This is a genomic window from Microbacterium sp. LS_15, from assembly GCF_041954735.1.
Classification (GTDB): domain Bacteria; phylum Actinomycetota; class Actinomycetes; order Actinomycetales; family Microbacteriaceae; genus Microbacterium.
This window is the reverse complement of record NZ_JAVAYD010000016.1, coordinates 34,720-49,382: the sequence shown is the minus strand read 5'-3', so window position 1 is coordinate 49,382 and position 14,663 is coordinate 34,720. Positions and strand designations below refer to the sequence as shown.

Genomic DNA, 14,663 nt, shown 5'->3' with positions numbered 1-14,663 from the left:
GGTGAGGGCGGTGTGGAGTGTGAGGGACAGCGGCGGGAGGGGTGGGTGAAGACGAGGTGCCGGCGGATCGTCGCGCTGACCAGCGCGGCGACCGCGCAGAGCCCGGCGGCCGCGAACCAGGCGATCGTGTACTGGCCGGTCTGGTCGCGCATGATGCCCGCGAGCACCGAGGCGATGCCGGCGCCGATCTGGTGTGCGGCGAACACCCATCCGAAGACGAGCGGTCCGCGGTCGCCGAACACCTCGCGGCACAGGGCGATCGTCGGCGGCACGGTCGCCACCCAGTCGAGGCCGTAGATCACGATGAACACGACGATGCTCGGCTGCACCTCGGCCGACAGCAGGTTCGGCAGGAACAGCAGGCTCACGCCGCGGAGCGCGTAGTACGCCGCGAGCAGGATGCGGGGGTTCACCCGGTCGGTGAGCCAGCCCGAGAACACGGTTCCGACGATGTCGAAGATCCCGACCACGGCGAGGAGCCCGGCGGCGGTGGTCGTCGGCATCCCGTGGTCGTGGGCGCTGGGGATGAAGTGCGTGCCGATGATTCCGTTGGTCGAGGCGCCGCAGATCGCGAAGCCGATCGCGAGGGCCCAGAACGTCTTCGTGCGTGCGGCGTCGCGCAGTGTCGTCACGGCGAGGCGGGCGGCACCCCAGGCATTGCCGCGCGGTCTCGGCGCGGCCGGAGTCGTCGGAGCGGCCTCGCCGTAGCGTCCGACGCCGAGATCGCTCGGGCGGTTGCGCAGGAAGATCCAGACGAGCGGCACGACCGCGAGCGCGCCGCCGGCGATGATGAGGGAGGCACCGCGCCACCCGATCTGCTCGGCCGAGGTCGCGATCACGGGCAGGAAGATGAGCTGACCGGTCGCGCTCCCTGCGGTGAGCACACCCGACACGAGTCCACGGCGGCTGGCGAACCACGTGTCGGTGATGGTCGCGGCGAACACGAGGGCCATCGACCCGGTGCCGAGTCCGATCAGGACCCCCCAGGTGAGGATCAGCTGCGCGGGCGTCGCGACGAACACGCTCAGCGCCGCGCCCGCGCCGATCACGAACAGCGCCGTCACGGTGACGGCCCTGATGCCGAAGCGCTGCATGAGCGCTGCCGCGAAAGGAGCGGTGAGCCCGAACAGCAGCAGGTTGACGGTGACGGCGAGCGACAGCTCGGCGGTGGTCCAGCCGAACTCGTCCTGCAGCGGGAGCATGAGCACGCCCGGCGCTGCGCGGAACCCGGCGGCGCCGATCAGTGCGATGAGGGCGACGAGCGCGACGATCCACGCCGGATGCACACGACGCGGGCGGGATGCCGAGGTGCCGGTGGGCTCCTCGACCGATTCGGCGGTCACGCGGGGGCTCCCGTGACCAGCGCGAACGGCTCGCCGCCCATGCTGCGCCGCGCCCACCGGGTCGAGTCCACCTCGAGCGGGGCCGCGCAGTGCGTGCACCAGTCGACGGATGCCGCGGCACGGCCGCACCGGGCGCACGAGGTCTGCAGGCCCCAGGGGCCATCGGGGTCGGTCACGCGGGAGAAGCGTGCGAACGCGTGGAGGATCGGAAGCGTCTCGCGCCCGGAATCCGTCAGGGCGTAGCCGCGATCGGCGTCACGGACGACGAGTCCCGCATCCGTCATCGCACTGAGGCGGCGGGAGAGCACGGAGTCGGCGGCGCCCGTCGCCTCGCGCAGCTCGTCGAAGCGCGAACGCCCCGAGAAGAGCTCCCGCAGAATCAGCAAGACCCAGGGGTCGGCGAGCACGTCGGCGGAGCGGGCGATCGGACACGTGGCGGTCGACCAGTCGGAGCGGAGCGGCATCCTCATACTTTCTTGAAGAAAGTGGATGCTGTCAAGCGCGCGCGCCCGTCACTTCGCCGAACCACCCCTGTCTGCGCGAACCACCCCCCTGCGAACGCGTCGCAGAGGGGTGGCTCGAACGCAGAGGGGTTGTTCGGCGGAGAGGAGAGCGTTACTCCGCGACGCGCGCGGCGATGTCGGTGCGGTGCTGCGAGCCCTCGAGGCGGATGCGTCCGACGGCCTCGTACGCGCGGTCGCGCGCGGTGCGGAAGTCGGATGCCGTCGCCACGACGTTCAGCACACGCCCGCCCGTCGCGACGAGCGATCCGCCGGGAGCGTCGGGGCTCGCGGTCGCCGCGTGCACGAGACGGACACCCTCGACCGACGCCGCCTCGGCCAGACCCTCGATCGGGCGGCCGGTCTGCGGCGCCTCGGGGTAGCCCTCGCTCGCCACCACGACCGTGATCGCGACGTCGTCGCGGAATTCCGGGTCGGGCTGATCCTCGAGGGTGCCGGATGCCGCGGCCAGCAGCAGCTCCGACAGCGGCGTCATGAGGCGCGGCAGTACGACCTGGGTCTCGGGGTCGCCGAAGCGGGCGTTGAACTCGATCACGCGCACGCCGGCCGGCGTGAGGATGAGCCCCGCGTAGAGCAGGCCGATGAACGGGGTGCCCTCTCCGTCGAGTTGCCGGATCACAGGCAGCGCCACATCGCGCGTGACCTCGTCGACGAACGCCTGCTCGCTGCCGAACTGCTCGGCCAGCCAAGGCAGCGGCGAGTACGCTCCCATGCCCCCCGTGTTGGGGCCCTCGTCGCCGTCGAGTGCACGCTTGAAATCCTGCGCGGGGCTGAGCGCGCGCACCGTGTCGCCGTCGCTGAGGAAGAAGAGCGAGACCTCGGGCCCCGACAGGAACTCCTCGACGAGCACCGGACCCGACGGCAGATACTGCTCGGCGTGGGCCAGGGCCTCGGCGCGATCGGAGGTCACGATGACGCCCTTGCCTGCCGCGAGGCCGTCGGCCTTCACCACGTGCGGGGCACCGAGATCGTCGAATGCCGCCTCGACCTCGGCGGTCGTCGCCGCGCGCACGGCGCGGCCGGTGGGCACGCCCGCGGCATCCATGATCCGCTTCGCGAAAGACTTCGAGCCTTCGAGCTGTGCGGCCGCCCTGCCGGGACCGAACACCGGGATGCCGCGCTCGCGCAGCACATCGGCGACGCCCGCGACGAGCGGCGCCTCCGGGCCGACGACCACGAGGTCGACGGCGTTCTCGTTGGCGAACTCCGTGATCGCCGCGCCGTCGAGCGGATCGAGGCTCACCGGGGTGGCATCCTGGGCGATGCCCGCGTTGCCGGGGGCGACGAAGATCTCGTGCTCCGTCTGCTCCGCCCGCAGGCCGAGGATGATCGCGTGCTCACGGGCACCGGAACCGAGGACGAGGATCTTCACCCGACCAGCCTACCGACGCGGTGCGCGGCGTTTCGGTCGGGTCCGCTGCGCTCGCCGCCCTCGAGGTGGCACCCGATGTCGGAATCCGCGCCGAGTTGCGGCAGGAGGTGCCCACTGAACGCGGCGGGAACGCGTCGACGGGGCGCCTCAGAGGTCGATCGGGCGCTCGACGGAGCGGTCCCAGTCCCGGGTCCACCCCGCCGCGTCGAACAGTGCGTCGAGCACCATGGCCGTGAAGCCCCACACGATCGTGCCGTCGACGTCGAAGGCGGGGCCGCGCCAGGTGCGGCCGAACCGGCGGATCGTCGAGGTGAAGCGGGTGGCGGGGTCGAGCAGCTGCGCCACCGGCACCCGGAAGACGTCCACCGTCTCGGCGTGGTCGACCGCCGCGACGCGCGACGGAGAACGCCACCAGCCCAGCACGGGCGTCACGACATGGTTGCTCGCGGCGAGGGGCAGCTCGCCGAGCGTGGCGAGCACCTCGACGCCCGCGGGGTCGAGGCCGGTCTCCTCCTGCGCCTCGCGCAGCGCGGTGGCGACGGCGTCGGCATCCTGCTCCTCCCGGCGTCCGCCGGGGAACGACACCTGACCGGGATGCGACGACAGCGTCGCAGCGCGTCTCTGCAGCAGCACGTCGAGGTCGGCGGCGACCGTGGCCTCGTCGGTCTGCGCGGAGGTGCTGTCGAGGCGTCCGAACAGCACGAGCACGGATGCCGGATGCGCGTCGCCTACGAGCGGCGGGAACGGCTTCGCCCACGCGTCCGCGCGCTGCGCCGCGGCGATCAGTTCGGCCCGCGCGCCGTGCAGGGTCTCGGGGTTCTCGGTCATCGTCTCGAGCCTATGCCCGCGGCGAGCCCGGGCGGCGTGCGCCCTGGTCGCAGAAACGCGCCCGCGTCGCACGGACAAGCCTGATTCCTGCGACACGGGCGCGATTCTGCGACGGGAGCGGGATGCCGAGGCCCGGCGTACCCTGGATCCCATGCCCCCTCGCAAGATCGACATCATCGACGGACGCACCGCGCTCGACGCCGTGCGGGCTGCGGAGTCGGCGGGGGAGAAGCCGGCCAGGAACGACCTCGCCACCGCCGTGCGCTATCTGCTGCAGCTGCTCGACGAGAAGGCGCCGGGCAACAGCGTCGAGGTGCGCGTTCCGCCGTTCGGGGCCGTGCAGGTCATCCAGGGTCCGCGCCACACCCGCGGCACTCCTCCGAACGTCGTCGAAATGGATGCCGCGACGTGGATCGCCGTCGCCACGGGCGTCGAGCACTGGACGGATGCCGAGACCGCCGGCCGCATCCACGCCTCCGGCACGCGGGCCGACCTGCTCGACGTGCTGCCGCTGCGTCCCTGACCCCCACCCCGGGGTTTCAGATCGCTTGATTTACCGTTGTGACGGCGTCGGAGTTGCACATCAAGCGATTCGAAACCGCCCGGAGGGTCACCGTCGGGCGACGACGAGAGGAACGCCCGTGACAGGATGCGGGGAGACGTCGACCGGCTGACCGTAGACGGCCTCGATCCGGTCGGCGGTCAGCACCTCGGCCGGGGTGCCCGTGGCGGCGACGCGTCCGTCAGCGAGCAGGGTGACCCGGTCGGCGTGCGCGAGCGCCGCGTTGAGATCGTGCAGCACGAGGGCGACGGCGTCGCCGGCATCCGCCTGTCCGCGCACGAGTCGCATGACGTCTTCGTGATGCTTGAGGTCGAGTGCGGCGGTCGGCTCGTCGAGCAGCAGGATGCCGGTGCTCTGAGTGATCACCCTGGCGAGCGCCACGCGGGCGCGCTCTCCGCCCGACAGCGAGGTCACCGGGCGCGTCGCGAGCGCCGTGACCTCGGTCGCCGCCATCGCGGCGGCCACGCGCTGGTCGTCGTCCTCTGCGGCGTCGGTGCGCGCCCATGGCGCCCGTCCCATGCGCACGACCTGCTCGGCGGTGAACGGGAACGAGACCGCGTTCTCCTGCAGCAGCACCGCGCGGGCGCGGGCGAGGTCGGGCGAGCGGATGCCGGCGAGCGGCGTCCCGTCGAGAAGCACGTCTCCCGCGAGCGGGACGAGGTCGCCGGCGAGCACACCGAACAGCGTCGACTTGCCGGCTCCGTTGGGTCCGACGAGGGCATGGATCTCGCCCGCCCTGACGTCGATCGACGCATCGTCGAGGATGGCGCGCGCTCCTCCGATGCGCACCGTCACACCGCGAGCCTGCAGCCGCACGGCGCCCTCTGTCGCGTTCACGCCCAGCCTCCCGAGCGACGGCGCGTTCGTACGAGCAGCCAGAGGAAGAACGGCCCGCCGACCAGCGAGGTGATCATGCCGATCGGCAAGTCGGCCAGCGGCACCGCGGTGCGGGCGACGAGGTCGGCGAGCGCGATCAGCAACGCCCCGCCGAGCGCCGACGAGATCACGAGCGGCAGGTGGGCCGGACCGATCAGCATCCGCATGAGATGGGGGACGACGAGCCCCGCGAACCCGATGATGCCCGCGAAGGCGACTGCCGCGCACACGAGCACCGCCACCGTCACGATGACCACCATCCGCAGCGCCTCGACGTTCACGCCGAGGTGCCGTGCGGTGCGCTCGCCGAGGGCGAAGAGGTCGAGGTGCCCGGCGACGAGCAGCGCCACCATCACCCCGACCGCGACCAGGGGTGCGACGAGCGCGGCGTTCGACCAGAGGGCGCCGTTGAGCGAGCCGAGCTGCCAGAACACGATCTGCTCGCGTGTCGACGTGGTGCCCAGGAACGTGAGGAAGGCCATGCCGGCTCCGGCGATCGCGTTGATGGCGATGCCGGTGAGCAGCAGCGTGACGACTTCGGTCCGTCCCCCGGATCGGCTGATGAAGTAGACGGCGAGCACCGCGGCGAGCCCGCCGAGGAACGCGAACACGGGCGTCGTCCACGTGCCGAACGACGCGAGTCCGAGGGTGATGCTCGCCGCCGCTCCCAGTGCCGCGCCGGAGGAGACTCCGACCACTCCGGCATCCGCCAGCGGGTTGCCGAAGATCGCTTGCATGAGCACGCCGGAGACGGCGAGGGCGGCCCCGACGAGGATGCCGAGTGCGAGCCGCGGCAGTCGGAGGTTGTAGATGACTCCGTAGTCGGCGGCCGAGGTCGGCGCCCACGCGGTGTCGATGCCCACGCCCTTGAGGAGTACGCCCAGGAGGTCGGTGGGGGAGAGGGCGTACTGACCGCTCGTGATCGAGGCGATGCAGGTGACGACGAGGGCTGCGACGAGTCCGACGACGACGAGGGTGAAACGCAGGCCCCGATGGGTGGCCGGGGTGCGGGTGACGACTTCCCCGGTCACTTCGCGAACTCGGCGGCGGCATCGGGAGCGTAGAGCGCGCGAGCGATCGCGCCGATCACCTCGGCCGACCGCGGTCCGAAGCTGAGGATCTCGCTGTCTGCCATGTCGATCACGCGACGGTTCGCGCCGGCTGGAGTCTGCGCGATCGCAGGGATGCGCTCCAGGAGCCCGTCGACGCCGCCGACGGATTCGAGCCCGTCGGTCATCATCACCAGCACATCGGGCTGGGCGGCGACGAGCGCCTCGGCGGTCATGGGCTTCATGCCCTGCCAGCCGATCTCACCGGCCACGTCGACTCCGCCGACCGCGTCGATGAGCGAGTCGGCACCGGAGTCCTCGCCGAAGATGTAGTACACGTTCGCGCTCCCGCGCACGTAGAGGAACAGCATCCGTGCGCGGTCGTCGACCGATGCGGGGACCACCTCGGCGATCTCGGCGAGGGACGCCTCGAGATCGGCATCCAGCCGTTCGATGAGGGCCTCGCCTCGCGACGGCACTCCGAGGGCTGCGGCGATCTCGGTGACGAGCTCGTCGGTGGTGTCGAGGCGTCGATCGCCGGAGACGACGACGACCGCGATGCCCGCGTCGCGCAGCTGCTGGCGAACCTCCTTGGGGCCGATCGTGGTGTCGGTGAGGATGACGGTGGGGGCGAGCTCGACGATCGCCTCGGCGTTGAGGGTGTGACCGGTCTTCGTCACGACCGGAAGGTCCTCCGTGCCGGCGAACTGCGTCGACGAGTCGCGTCCGACGACCTGGTCGCCGAGTCCGAGGGCGAACACGGTCGACGCGATCGTGCCCGAGATGTCGATCGGCAGGATGCGGTCGACCTCGCTGATCTCGACCTCGCGCCCCTCGGCGTCCGTGACCGTGACCGGCAGGGCGGGCGCGGTGTCGTCGGCGACCGGCTCGATCGCGTGACTGGAGAGGCAGGCGGTCGAGACGCCGGTCGCGGAGCGCACGTCGTCGACGAGGTCGAGGGACGAGAGCGGTGCGGATGCCTGGGGGCAGGCCTCGACCTCTTCCGCGTGCTGCGGCGTCGCGGGTCCGGGCGTCGCGCAGGAGGCGAGACCGAGGGCGAGCGCGGCAGCGAGGAGGACGGCAGGGATGCGGCGCATTAGGCAAGGCTATCCTAAAACTTGACGGGATCTCCTCGCCGCCTCTAGTCTCGGGACCAGCGCTTACTTAGCTAAGCCTAACCAACAATCACCCTTCGCTCGACTGCACAGCGGCACCGCTGGCGCGTACCCCCTTCGCGCGCCCGGCGCCTGGAGAACCGTGAACGACACAGCCATCGCATCCCCGGGGAGCAGCCGCATCCGCGTGCTTCTCGCCGCCCTCGTCTCCTTCCTCCTGATAGCCGCCGGCGCGGTGATCGTGCCCCCGGCGCACGCCGCGAGCGGGTCGGTCGCGGCCTCCGTCACCTCCGCCGGCACGAGCGGCCTGACCGTGCAGGTCGAGGCGAGCGGACTCCCCGACGTCGCCAGCGTCTACGCCGCCCTCATCGTCAAGGGCACGGAGAGCGGACTGTCGGGCCCTGGCGGCGGCTACGCCGCGTTCGCGACGCCGTTCCCCGCGGTCGACGCCGGCGCGAGCTCCTTCACGCTGACCGCTCCGGCCGACAAGCTCGACCGCACGCAGGTCTACGAGGTGCTCGTCTGGCAGCAGCACTCCGTGCCGAACGCCGACACCATCTACGCCCGCGGCGACGTCGGGATCTCGGGCTCGCAGTGGGATGCCGTGTTCCCGCCCGCGACGCCCGACCCCGGGACGGAACCGGGCACCGATCCCGGGACGGACCCGGGCACCGATTCCGGGACGGACCCGGGCACCGATCCCGGCACGACTCCCGAGCCGACCGCGCCCTCGATCGCGGTGTTCCTCGCCGACGGCACGACGCCGGCGGGCACCACGGCGCTGAAGGCCGGTGACACCGTGGTCGTGAAGGGGTCGGGTTACGACCCGACGGCGAACGTCGGCGGCCGGGGCGTTCCGATCCCCGCGACGCTTCCGCAGGGCACCTATGTCGTGTTCGGCAACTTCGCGTCGCAGTGGCAGCCCTCGACGGGCGCGGCGTCGTCGACCCGTTCGGTGGGTTCGCAGGCGTGGGCGCTCGCCGAGTCTGTGCTCGACCAGGTGCCGGCCCAGTACCAGGCTGCGATCCGCGGGCAGTGGGTCGACATCGCCGCCGACGGCACCTTCCGGGCCACTCTGACGCTCCAGGACACCAAGGCCACCCCCGGTGCCTACGGCATCTACACGTACGGCGCAGGTGGCGTCACGAATGCCGCGCAGGAGCGCAGCGTCGCCCTGAATTACACGGTCGCCCCGAAGATCACCGCCGCAGCCGCGCTCGCGACAGGCGATCCCGGCGTCACCACGACCGTGACCGGTTCGGGCTTCGGCAGCGTCACCGGCGTGTACGCGGCGGTCATCGAGACCGGCACCGAGGCTCAGGTCACCGCGGGCGGGGGCTTCGCGGCCATGCAGTACGTCCGCTCGGTCTCGGGCGGCGCGTTCACCGTCGACCTCACGGCCAAGGCGGCCTCCCTCGACCGCACGAAGACCTACGAGGTCATCGTCTGGCAGCAGCACACCATGCCGACCGCGCAGACGATCCTCGCCCGCACTCCGGTCGCGATCAGCGACGCGATCTGGAACACGATCGCCCCCGCGGAGCCAGCGATCGCGGTGTTCCTCGCCGACGGTATGACGCCGGCGGGCACCACGGCGCTGAAGGCCGGTGACACCGTGGTCGTGAAGGGGTCGGGTTACGACCCGACGGCGAACGTCGGCGGCCGCGGTGTCCCGATCCCCGCGACGCTTCCGCAGGGCACCTATGTCGTGTTCGGCAACTTCGCGTCGCAGTGGCAGCCGTCAACCGGCGCAGCCGGCTCCACCCGCTCCGTCGGAGCACAGGCCTGGGCGCTCGCCGAGTCGGTGCTCGACCAGGTGCCCGCGCAGTACCAGGCCGCGATCCGCGGACAGTGGGTCGACATCGCCGACGACGGCACCTTCCAGGCCACTCTGACGCTGAAGGACGCCGCAGCCGCCCCCGGCGCGTACGGCGTGTACACCTACGGAGCGGGCGGGGTGGTCAACGCGGCGCAGGAGCGCAGCGTGCCGCTGAATTACGGCACCGCGCCGACGATCACCTCGACCGTCACCTCGGCGACGGCCGCGGGCGGACTCGTCGTCCACGCGACGGGCTCTCGGCTCGGCGCCGCCACCGGCGCCTACGTCGCACTCATCGAGACCGGCACCGAGGCCGACGTCACCGCCGGCGGCGGCTTCGCGGCCATGCAATACGTGCGGCCGATCACCGGCGGCGAGTTCTCGGTCGACCTCACGGCCGCCGCGAAGCTGCTCGACCGCGCCAAGACCTACGAGGTCATCGCCTGGCAGCAGCACACCATGCCGACCGCGCAGACCATCTACGGACGCAGCGCCGTGACCATCACGCCGCAGCAGTGGGACGCCCTGCTCGGACCGATCGTCGAGGTGCCGCCGACGACCCCGCCGACGACGCAGCCCACGGCGCCCGGTGTGCCCGTGCCCGGCGGGTCGCTGCGGTGGGCGATCTCGTCGTCGTTCACGAGCTACGTCACAGGCGGGATCGCCAAGGGCGCGATCGAGGTCTCCGGCGGGGCGACCCGATCAGGCGGGATGTTCCAGTTCGGACAGACGGTCGGCGGCGACTTCAGCGCCGCCAGCGGGCTCGGCAGCGTCGTCTACCAGGGCGCGGTGCGCTTCACCGGTCACAGCGGCGTGCTCGACGTCACCGTGTCCAACCCGCAGATCACCGTGACCTCGGCGACCGCGGCGACCCTGTCGGTGACGCACGCCGGCGCCCAGGTGCCGTTCGCGACGCTCGATCTGTCGCGCGCCGTCGTCGTGACCGCGAACGGTGCGGTCACCTACTCCGGCGCTCCCGCGACGCTCACAGCCCAGGGGCGTGACCGCGTGCTCTCGGGCTACTCGACCTCTCTCGACCCGGTGACGTTCACGATCGGCTCGGTCGCGGCGGCCACCACCGGCACCGTCGCGGCGGCGGTCACCAAGGCCAAGACCGCGATCCCCGCGACGCCTCCGGCGACCACCGGCATCCGGATCGACGAGACGAACTTCGCGGCGCTGCAGTCCGGCGGAGCGGCCACGATCTCGGCATCCGGGTTCCGTCCGAACGAGACGGGCATCCAGGTCGTGGTCTATTCGACGCCCGTGCTGCTGGGGTCCGTCGACGCCGATTCCTCGGGCGTCGCGACCTGGTCGGGCTCGCTGCCGGCGACGCTCGAGGACGGGGCGCACACGCTGACGCTCCAGGGCTCGGTCTCGCACGGGCTCGAGTTCACGCTCACCCGTGCGACCGCCGCGATCGGGCAGTGCACGGTCGAGGGCGCGACGCTGCAGTGGGGCTTCAAGGAGTCCTTCCGCACGTACATCGAGGGCATCGCCGCCGGCGGCTGGACCCTCACCGACGTCGACTACCGCTACCCCGAGTACGTCTGGGAGAACGGCGCCGGCTCGTTCGACGACCAGACGCTCACCGGACTCGTCGGGTTCGGGGGGAGCATCGCGTTCACGGGGCACGGCGGCGCCCTGAACACCACGCTGTCGAACGCGCGCCTCGAACTCGCCGGAGACACCGGCTACCTGGTGTTCGACGTGCTCGGCACCACCCAGGACGGGCAGGGGGTCGATCAGCAGGGCGTCCGCTTCGCGGAGTTCGCACTCGGCGACTCCGCTGTCGTCGACGGGATGCTGTCGCTCACCGCGCTGCCCGCCACGCTCACCGAGGCAGGGGCCGCCGCCTTCGGCACGTACGGCGCCGGCGAGGAGCTCGACCCGGTGACGGCGTCGATCCCGGTCCCCGCCGCGTGCGGCGTCGCGGCGGAGGACGAGCCGGAGGAGGAGTCGCAGGGCACCGCAGCCGCGGCATCCGTCACCGCCGTCGCCGACGTGGAGGGCGCACCGGTATGGCCGTGGATCGTGGGCGGTCTCGTGATCGTGGCCCTCGGTGCCGGCGCCGGCGTGCTCATCGCCCGACGCAACCGGGCGAACGCGGAGGGCGCGGACGTCACGACGGGAGCCTGACCAGCAGACCGCACCGCCCTCCCCGCAGCGGACGCGGGGAGGGCGGTGCTCTGCATCCGGTGCCGCTGCACAGCCGACGGTGGGACAATGGACGCATGGCATCCCAGCACTCCCCCGAGACGGTCGAGGCGACTGTCCGTCGTGTACCGCGCTACGGCGTGTTCATGGGGATCGGCGTCGTCGTCGGCATCATCGTGGCCGGCATCCTCACGCTCATCGGCAGCTACGAGCCGTCCGACGCCGTGAACGTCGTCTACCCGCCCGGCCAGGTCTTCGGCTTCCTGCTGCTGTGGACCGTCCCGATCGGACTCGCCCTCGGTGGTGTCGTCGGTCTGATCCTCGAGCGGATGTCACGCCGCCACGACCGCGTCGTGCGCGTCGAGCACGAGACCATCGTCACGGACGACTGACCGCCCGCCGAGTCCCCGCGGATCCTGTCAGGCGAGCTCGGCGATGATCGGCCTGATCGCCGAGTCGAACGACACGACGTCGCGGCGCAGCCCGTCGGTCACGGCGACCGTGAGGGATCCGATCCACCAGATCCCGCGCTGCGAGAACGGCAGCACCTGCACGTTCAGCTCGAACGAGTGCGCGCGTCGGCCAATGTCGCGCTCGAACTCCGCGATCGCGCTGGCGTAGGCGCGGTACGACTCTCCGTTCGCCGTGCCTCCGGCCGTGCGGGTGCCCACCGAGCCGCGGATCGACGACAGGTAGCGGTCGTGCGCGACCCGGGCGAAGTGCAGGGCGGATGCCGCGTGCGGCCGGATCGCGTCGACCAGGTCCTCCGCGCCAGACGCGGGGAGGGCGACCAGCGTGTCGAACCCGTCGACGAGCTCCAGCGGACCGCCGGACGGATGCGCGCGCGGCTCGACCGTCATGTCCCAGTAATCGCGCCACTGCTTCTCGAGAGTCGGCGTCACCTCCGTGGCGTCCGGAGCCCGCACGGGCAGATCGCGGAGGCTGGGCAGATCGTCGGGGGCGCGGATGCCGAGGGCCTGACGCAGTGCGAGCGCGACCAGCACGGGGACGCTCGCGTCCTCGCGGATCAGCCACTGCGGCTTGTCGGCCATGGCCCCATCGTAGGCGGCGCTCGCCGCCGCGCGGCAGTCCCGACGCCGATCCGCGGGGCCGGATCCGCCCACGCGTGCGAGCCTCTCGCGCGCGCGGCACAGTAACGCCCGTGGACCGCGTCCGTCAACCCTCACGACCCGCCTTCGACGCGGGCGTAGACCCGTTCCCACGCCGGTGAGCACCGGCCGCAGCGAGAGGAACAACATGTCACAGAGTTATGGCGAAGAGGCCCCGGCCTCCGGCACCGGCTCCTCGGAATCCTCCGGCGTCGTGCAGACGGCGAAGGACGAGGCGATCGACCTGACCGGTACTGCGGCAGAGCAGGCGGCAGGCGTCGTGGAGACGGCCACGGCCGAGGCCGGCGCCGTCGCGCACGAAGCCAAGGACCAGGTCAGGGACCTGTACCGGCAGACGCGCGAGGAACTGCGCGACCAGGCCGTCGTGCAGCAGCGCCGCGTCGCCGACGGACTGCAGTCGGTGGGCGGCGAGCTGCAGACCATGGCAGACGGCGCGGAGGGCGGGGTGGGCGCCGACCTCGTCCGACAGGTGTCGACGAAGGTGCAGGGAGTCGCGAGCTGGATCGGCGATCGCGATCCGGGGTCGCTGCTGACGGAGGTGACCTCCTACGCCCGCCGGAAGCCCGGCACGTTCATCGCCGTCGCGGCAGTCGCCGGACTCGTCGTCGGTCGCCTCACGAGGGCGCTCTCCGAGAGTGCGGGGGAGAGCGGCTCGCAGGCACGGTCCTCGGAGCCGGCGGGCTCAGCTGCGGGGTCCGACTCCGCGGATGCCGCTGCTGCCGCATCCGTTCCCCCGCCTGTGCCGCCCGTGCCGGTGGGCGACGCAACCGTGCTCCCCGGCTCCGGCGGAGTGTCGTGGCACGACGCCGACGCCACCCCGCCGCTCGAGGGCAGCGACACCCCGCTGTACGACCGGGCGGGTGCCGCGCACGAAGCTCCGGGAGAGGAGCGACCATGACGGACCCGACTCCCTCCGAGCACAATGCCGAGACGACATCGCTCGGCGACCTGCTGGGAGAGGTCACCTCCGACCTGTCGACCCTGATGCGGCAGGAGCTGGAACTGGCGAAGGCCGAGCTCAAGCAGTCGGCGACGAGGGCCGGCCGAGGAGCAGGCATGCTGGGCGGCGCGGGGTACGCGGCGCTCATGGCCGTCTTCTTCCTCTCGGTCGCCCTGTGGTGGGCGCTCGGGTATCTGACCGGCCTCGGCTGGTCGGCGGTGATCGTCGCCGTCATCTGGGCGCTGATCGCGCTCGTCCTGTTCCTGATGGGACGCACACGGCTGAAGAGCGTCGAGGGGGCGCCGCGCACGGTCGAGACCGTCAAGCGCATCCCGGACGCGGTGAAGAGAAACGAGGAGAACCGATGAGTGATTCACCAGACGCCATCCGCGCCGACATCGAGCGCACCAGGCAGGAGTTCGGACGCGACGTCGATGCGCTGGCCGATAAGGTCACGCCGTCGAAGGTCGTGCACCGGCAGACGCAGAAGATGAAGGGCGCCGTGCGGTCGGTCGTCGACCGGGTGATGGGCGCAGCCGACGACGCGGGCAGCGCCGTGTCGCACGCCGGCTCGTCGGCGGCCGCCGCTGTCGGCAGCGCGGGTCACGGCGCCGCGCGCACGGCGCAGGGGAATCCGCTCGCCGTGGGGCTGATGGCGTTCGCCGCCGGCCTCGTCGCGGCGGCGCTGATCCCGGCCTCGCAGAAGGAGAAGGAGCTCGCCGAGGAGGTCAAGGAGAAGGCGCAGCCGCTGGTCGACGAGGCGACGTCCGCCGCCCGGACGGTCGGCGAGCACCTCAAGGAGCCTGCTCAGGAGGCGGCTGCCGCCGTCAAGGACGAGGTGACGGATGCCGCCTCGCACGTGAAGGACGAGGCCGTCTCGGCGGCCGACACCGTCAAGGACGGCGCGGAGCAAGCGCGCGACGCGGTCGCTGATCAGCGCTGAGGTCGCGC

At 71.9% G+C, this 14,663-nt stretch carries 14 protein-coding genes; 6 read left to right on the top strand and 8 right to left on the bottom strand.

What is annotated here, in order from left to right:
* From RAC69_RS15375 to RAC69_RS15360, 4 genes are all read right to left on the bottom strand, one after another.
* Positions 1 to 1,343 (bottom strand): MFS transporter (locus RAC69_RS15375; protein WP_375087590.1); only part of this gene is annotated, 1,343 nt, incomplete at its 3' end.
* Positions 1,340 to 1,807 carry a winged helix-turn-helix transcriptional regulator gene (locus RAC69_RS15370; protein WP_375087589.1) on the bottom strand — a complete coding sequence of 156 codons (468 nt, stop codon included), beginning with the start codon at positions 1,805 to 1,807 and terminating at the stop codon, positions 1,340 to 1,342. The genes RAC69_RS15370 and RAC69_RS15375, both read right to left, overlap by 4 nt.
* Before the next feature lie 151 nt (positions 1,808 to 1,958).
* Positions 1,959 to 3,236 (bottom strand): phosphoribosylamine--glycine ligase, encoded by a 1,278-nt coding sequence (gene purD / locus RAC69_RS15365; RefSeq protein WP_375087588.1) that lies wholly within the window; start codon positions 3,234 to 3,236, stop codon positions 1,959 to 1,961.
* Between the two features lie 147 nt (positions 3,237 to 3,383).
* Positions 3,384 to 4,064, bottom strand: a complete 681-nt coding sequence (locus RAC69_RS15360; protein ID WP_375087587.1) for an NUDIX hydrolase — start codon at positions 4,062 to 4,064, stop codon at positions 3,384 to 3,386.
* A 151-nt stretch (positions 4,065 to 4,215) separates the two neighbouring features.
* Here RAC69_RS15360 and RAC69_RS15355 point away from each other — a divergent pair, with 151 nt between their 5' ends.
* Positions 4,216 to 4,587, top strand: coding sequence for a sterol carrier family protein (locus RAC69_RS15355; protein WP_341935734.1), 372 nt, complete (start codon positions 4,216 to 4,218; stop codon positions 4,585 to 4,587).
* Positions 4,588 to 4,674: 87 nt separating this feature from the next.
* Here the strand turns inward: RAC69_RS15355 and RAC69_RS15350 are convergent, their stop codons facing one another.
* The 3 genes from RAC69_RS15350 to RAC69_RS15340 are packed head-to-tail and all read right to left on the bottom strand — an operon-like array spanning position 4,675 to position 7,648.
* Positions 4,675 to 5,442 (bottom strand): heme ABC transporter ATP-binding protein, encoded by a 768-nt coding sequence (locus RAC69_RS15350; protein ID WP_375087592.1) that lies wholly within the window; start codon positions 5,440 to 5,442, stop codon positions 4,675 to 4,677.
* 17 nt (positions 5,443 to 5,459) lie between these two features.
* The gene (locus RAC69_RS15345; RefSeq protein ID WP_375087586.1) at positions 5,460 to 6,533 is read right to left on the bottom strand and encodes a FecCD family ABC transporter permease; all 1,074 of its coding nucleotides are present in this window, start codon (positions 6,531 to 6,533) and stop codon (positions 5,460 to 5,462) included.
* Entirely contained in the window at positions 6,530 to 7,648 is a 1,119-nt protein-coding gene (locus tag RAC69_RS15340) for a hemin ABC transporter substrate-binding protein (RefSeq protein ID WP_375087585.1), read from the bottom strand. Before RAC69_RS15340 ends, RAC69_RS15345 begins: the two co-directional genes overlap by 4 nt.
* 160 nt (positions 7,649 to 7,808) lie before the next feature.
* Between RAC69_RS15340 and RAC69_RS15335 the strand changes: the two genes are divergently transcribed.
* Together RAC69_RS15335 and RAC69_RS15330 are read left to right on the top strand one after the other, a co-directional pair.
* Positions 7,809 to 11,624: an HtaA domain-containing protein gene (locus RAC69_RS15335; RefSeq protein ID WP_375087584.1), complete on the top strand. Its 3,816-nt coding sequence runs from the start codon at positions 7,809 to 7,811 to the stop codon at positions 11,622 to 11,624.
* Positions 11,625 to 11,719: 95 nt separating this feature from the next.
* The gene (locus RAC69_RS15330; RefSeq protein ID WP_375087583.1) at positions 11,720 to 12,034 is read left to right on the top strand and encodes a potassium transporter Trk; all 315 of its coding nucleotides are present in this window, start codon (positions 11,720 to 11,722) and stop codon (positions 12,032 to 12,034) included.
* A gap of 27 nt (positions 12,035 to 12,061) precedes the next feature.
* Here the strand turns inward: RAC69_RS15330 and RAC69_RS15325 are convergent, their stop codons facing one another.
* Positions 12,062 to 12,694 carry a zinc-binding alcohol dehydrogenase gene (locus tag RAC69_RS15325; protein ID WP_375087582.1) on the bottom strand — a complete coding sequence of 211 codons (633 nt, stop codon included), beginning with the start codon at positions 12,692 to 12,694 and terminating at the stop codon, positions 12,062 to 12,064.
* Between the two features lie 205 nt (positions 12,695 to 12,899).
* Here RAC69_RS15325 and RAC69_RS15320 point away from each other — a divergent pair, with 205 nt between their 5' ends.
* The 3 genes from RAC69_RS15320 to RAC69_RS15310 are packed head-to-tail and all read left to right on the top strand — an operon-like array spanning position 12,900 to position 14,655.
* Positions 12,900 to 13,670 carry a hypothetical protein gene (locus RAC69_RS15320; RefSeq protein ID WP_375087581.1) on the top strand — a complete coding sequence of 257 codons (771 nt, stop codon included), beginning with the start codon at positions 12,900 to 12,902 and terminating at the stop codon, positions 13,668 to 13,670.
* Positions 13,667 to 14,080, top strand: a complete 414-nt coding sequence (locus RAC69_RS15315) for a phage holin family protein (RefSeq protein WP_375087580.1) — start codon at positions 13,667 to 13,669, stop codon at positions 14,078 to 14,080. The genes RAC69_RS15320 and RAC69_RS15315 overlap by 4 nt, the downstream gene beginning before the upstream one ends.
* Positions 14,077 to 14,655: a DUF3618 domain-containing protein gene (locus RAC69_RS15310; protein ID WP_375087579.1), complete on the top strand. Its 579-nt coding sequence runs from the start codon at positions 14,077 to 14,079 to the stop codon at positions 14,653 to 14,655. Before RAC69_RS15315 ends, RAC69_RS15310 begins: the two co-directional genes overlap by 4 nt.
* Positions 14,656 to 14,663: the final 8 nt, after the last annotated feature.

Bases quoted from the DNA above. Each gene is read 5' to 3' on its own strand.
- RAC69_RS15370 (WP_375087589.1), bottom strand. From the start codon at position 1,807: ATGCCGCTCCGCTCCGACTGGTCGACCGCCACGTGTCCGATCGCCCGC.
- RAC69_RS15360 (WP_375087587.1), bottom strand. From the start codon at position 4,064: ATGACCGAGAACCCCGAGACCCTGCACGGCGCGCGGGCCGAACTGATC.
- RAC69_RS15355 (WP_341935734.1), top strand. From the start codon at position 4,216: ATGCCCCCTCGCAAGATCGACATCATCGACGGACGCACCGCGCTCGAC.
- RAC69_RS15340 (WP_375087585.1), bottom strand. From the start codon at position 7,648: ATGCGCCGCATCCCTGCCGTCCTCCTCGCTGCCGCGCTCGCCCTCGGT.
- RAC69_RS15330 (WP_375087583.1), top strand. From the start codon at position 11,720: ATGGCATCCCAGCACTCCCCCGAGACGGTCGAGGCGACTGTCCGTCGT.
- RAC69_RS15325 (WP_375087582.1), bottom strand. From the start codon at position 12,694: ATGGCCGACAAGCCGCAGTGGCTGATCCGCGAGGACGCGAGCGTCCCC.
- RAC69_RS15320 (WP_375087581.1), top strand. From the start codon at position 12,900: ATGTCACAGAGTTATGGCGAAGAGGCCCCGGCCTCCGGCACCGGCTCC.
- RAC69_RS15315 (WP_375087580.1), top strand. From the start codon at position 13,667: ATGACGGACCCGACTCCCTCCGAGCACAATGCCGAGACGACATCGCTC.
- RAC69_RS15310 (WP_375087579.1), top strand. From the start codon at position 14,077: ATGAGTGATTCACCAGACGCCATCCGCGCCGACATCGAGCGCACCAGG.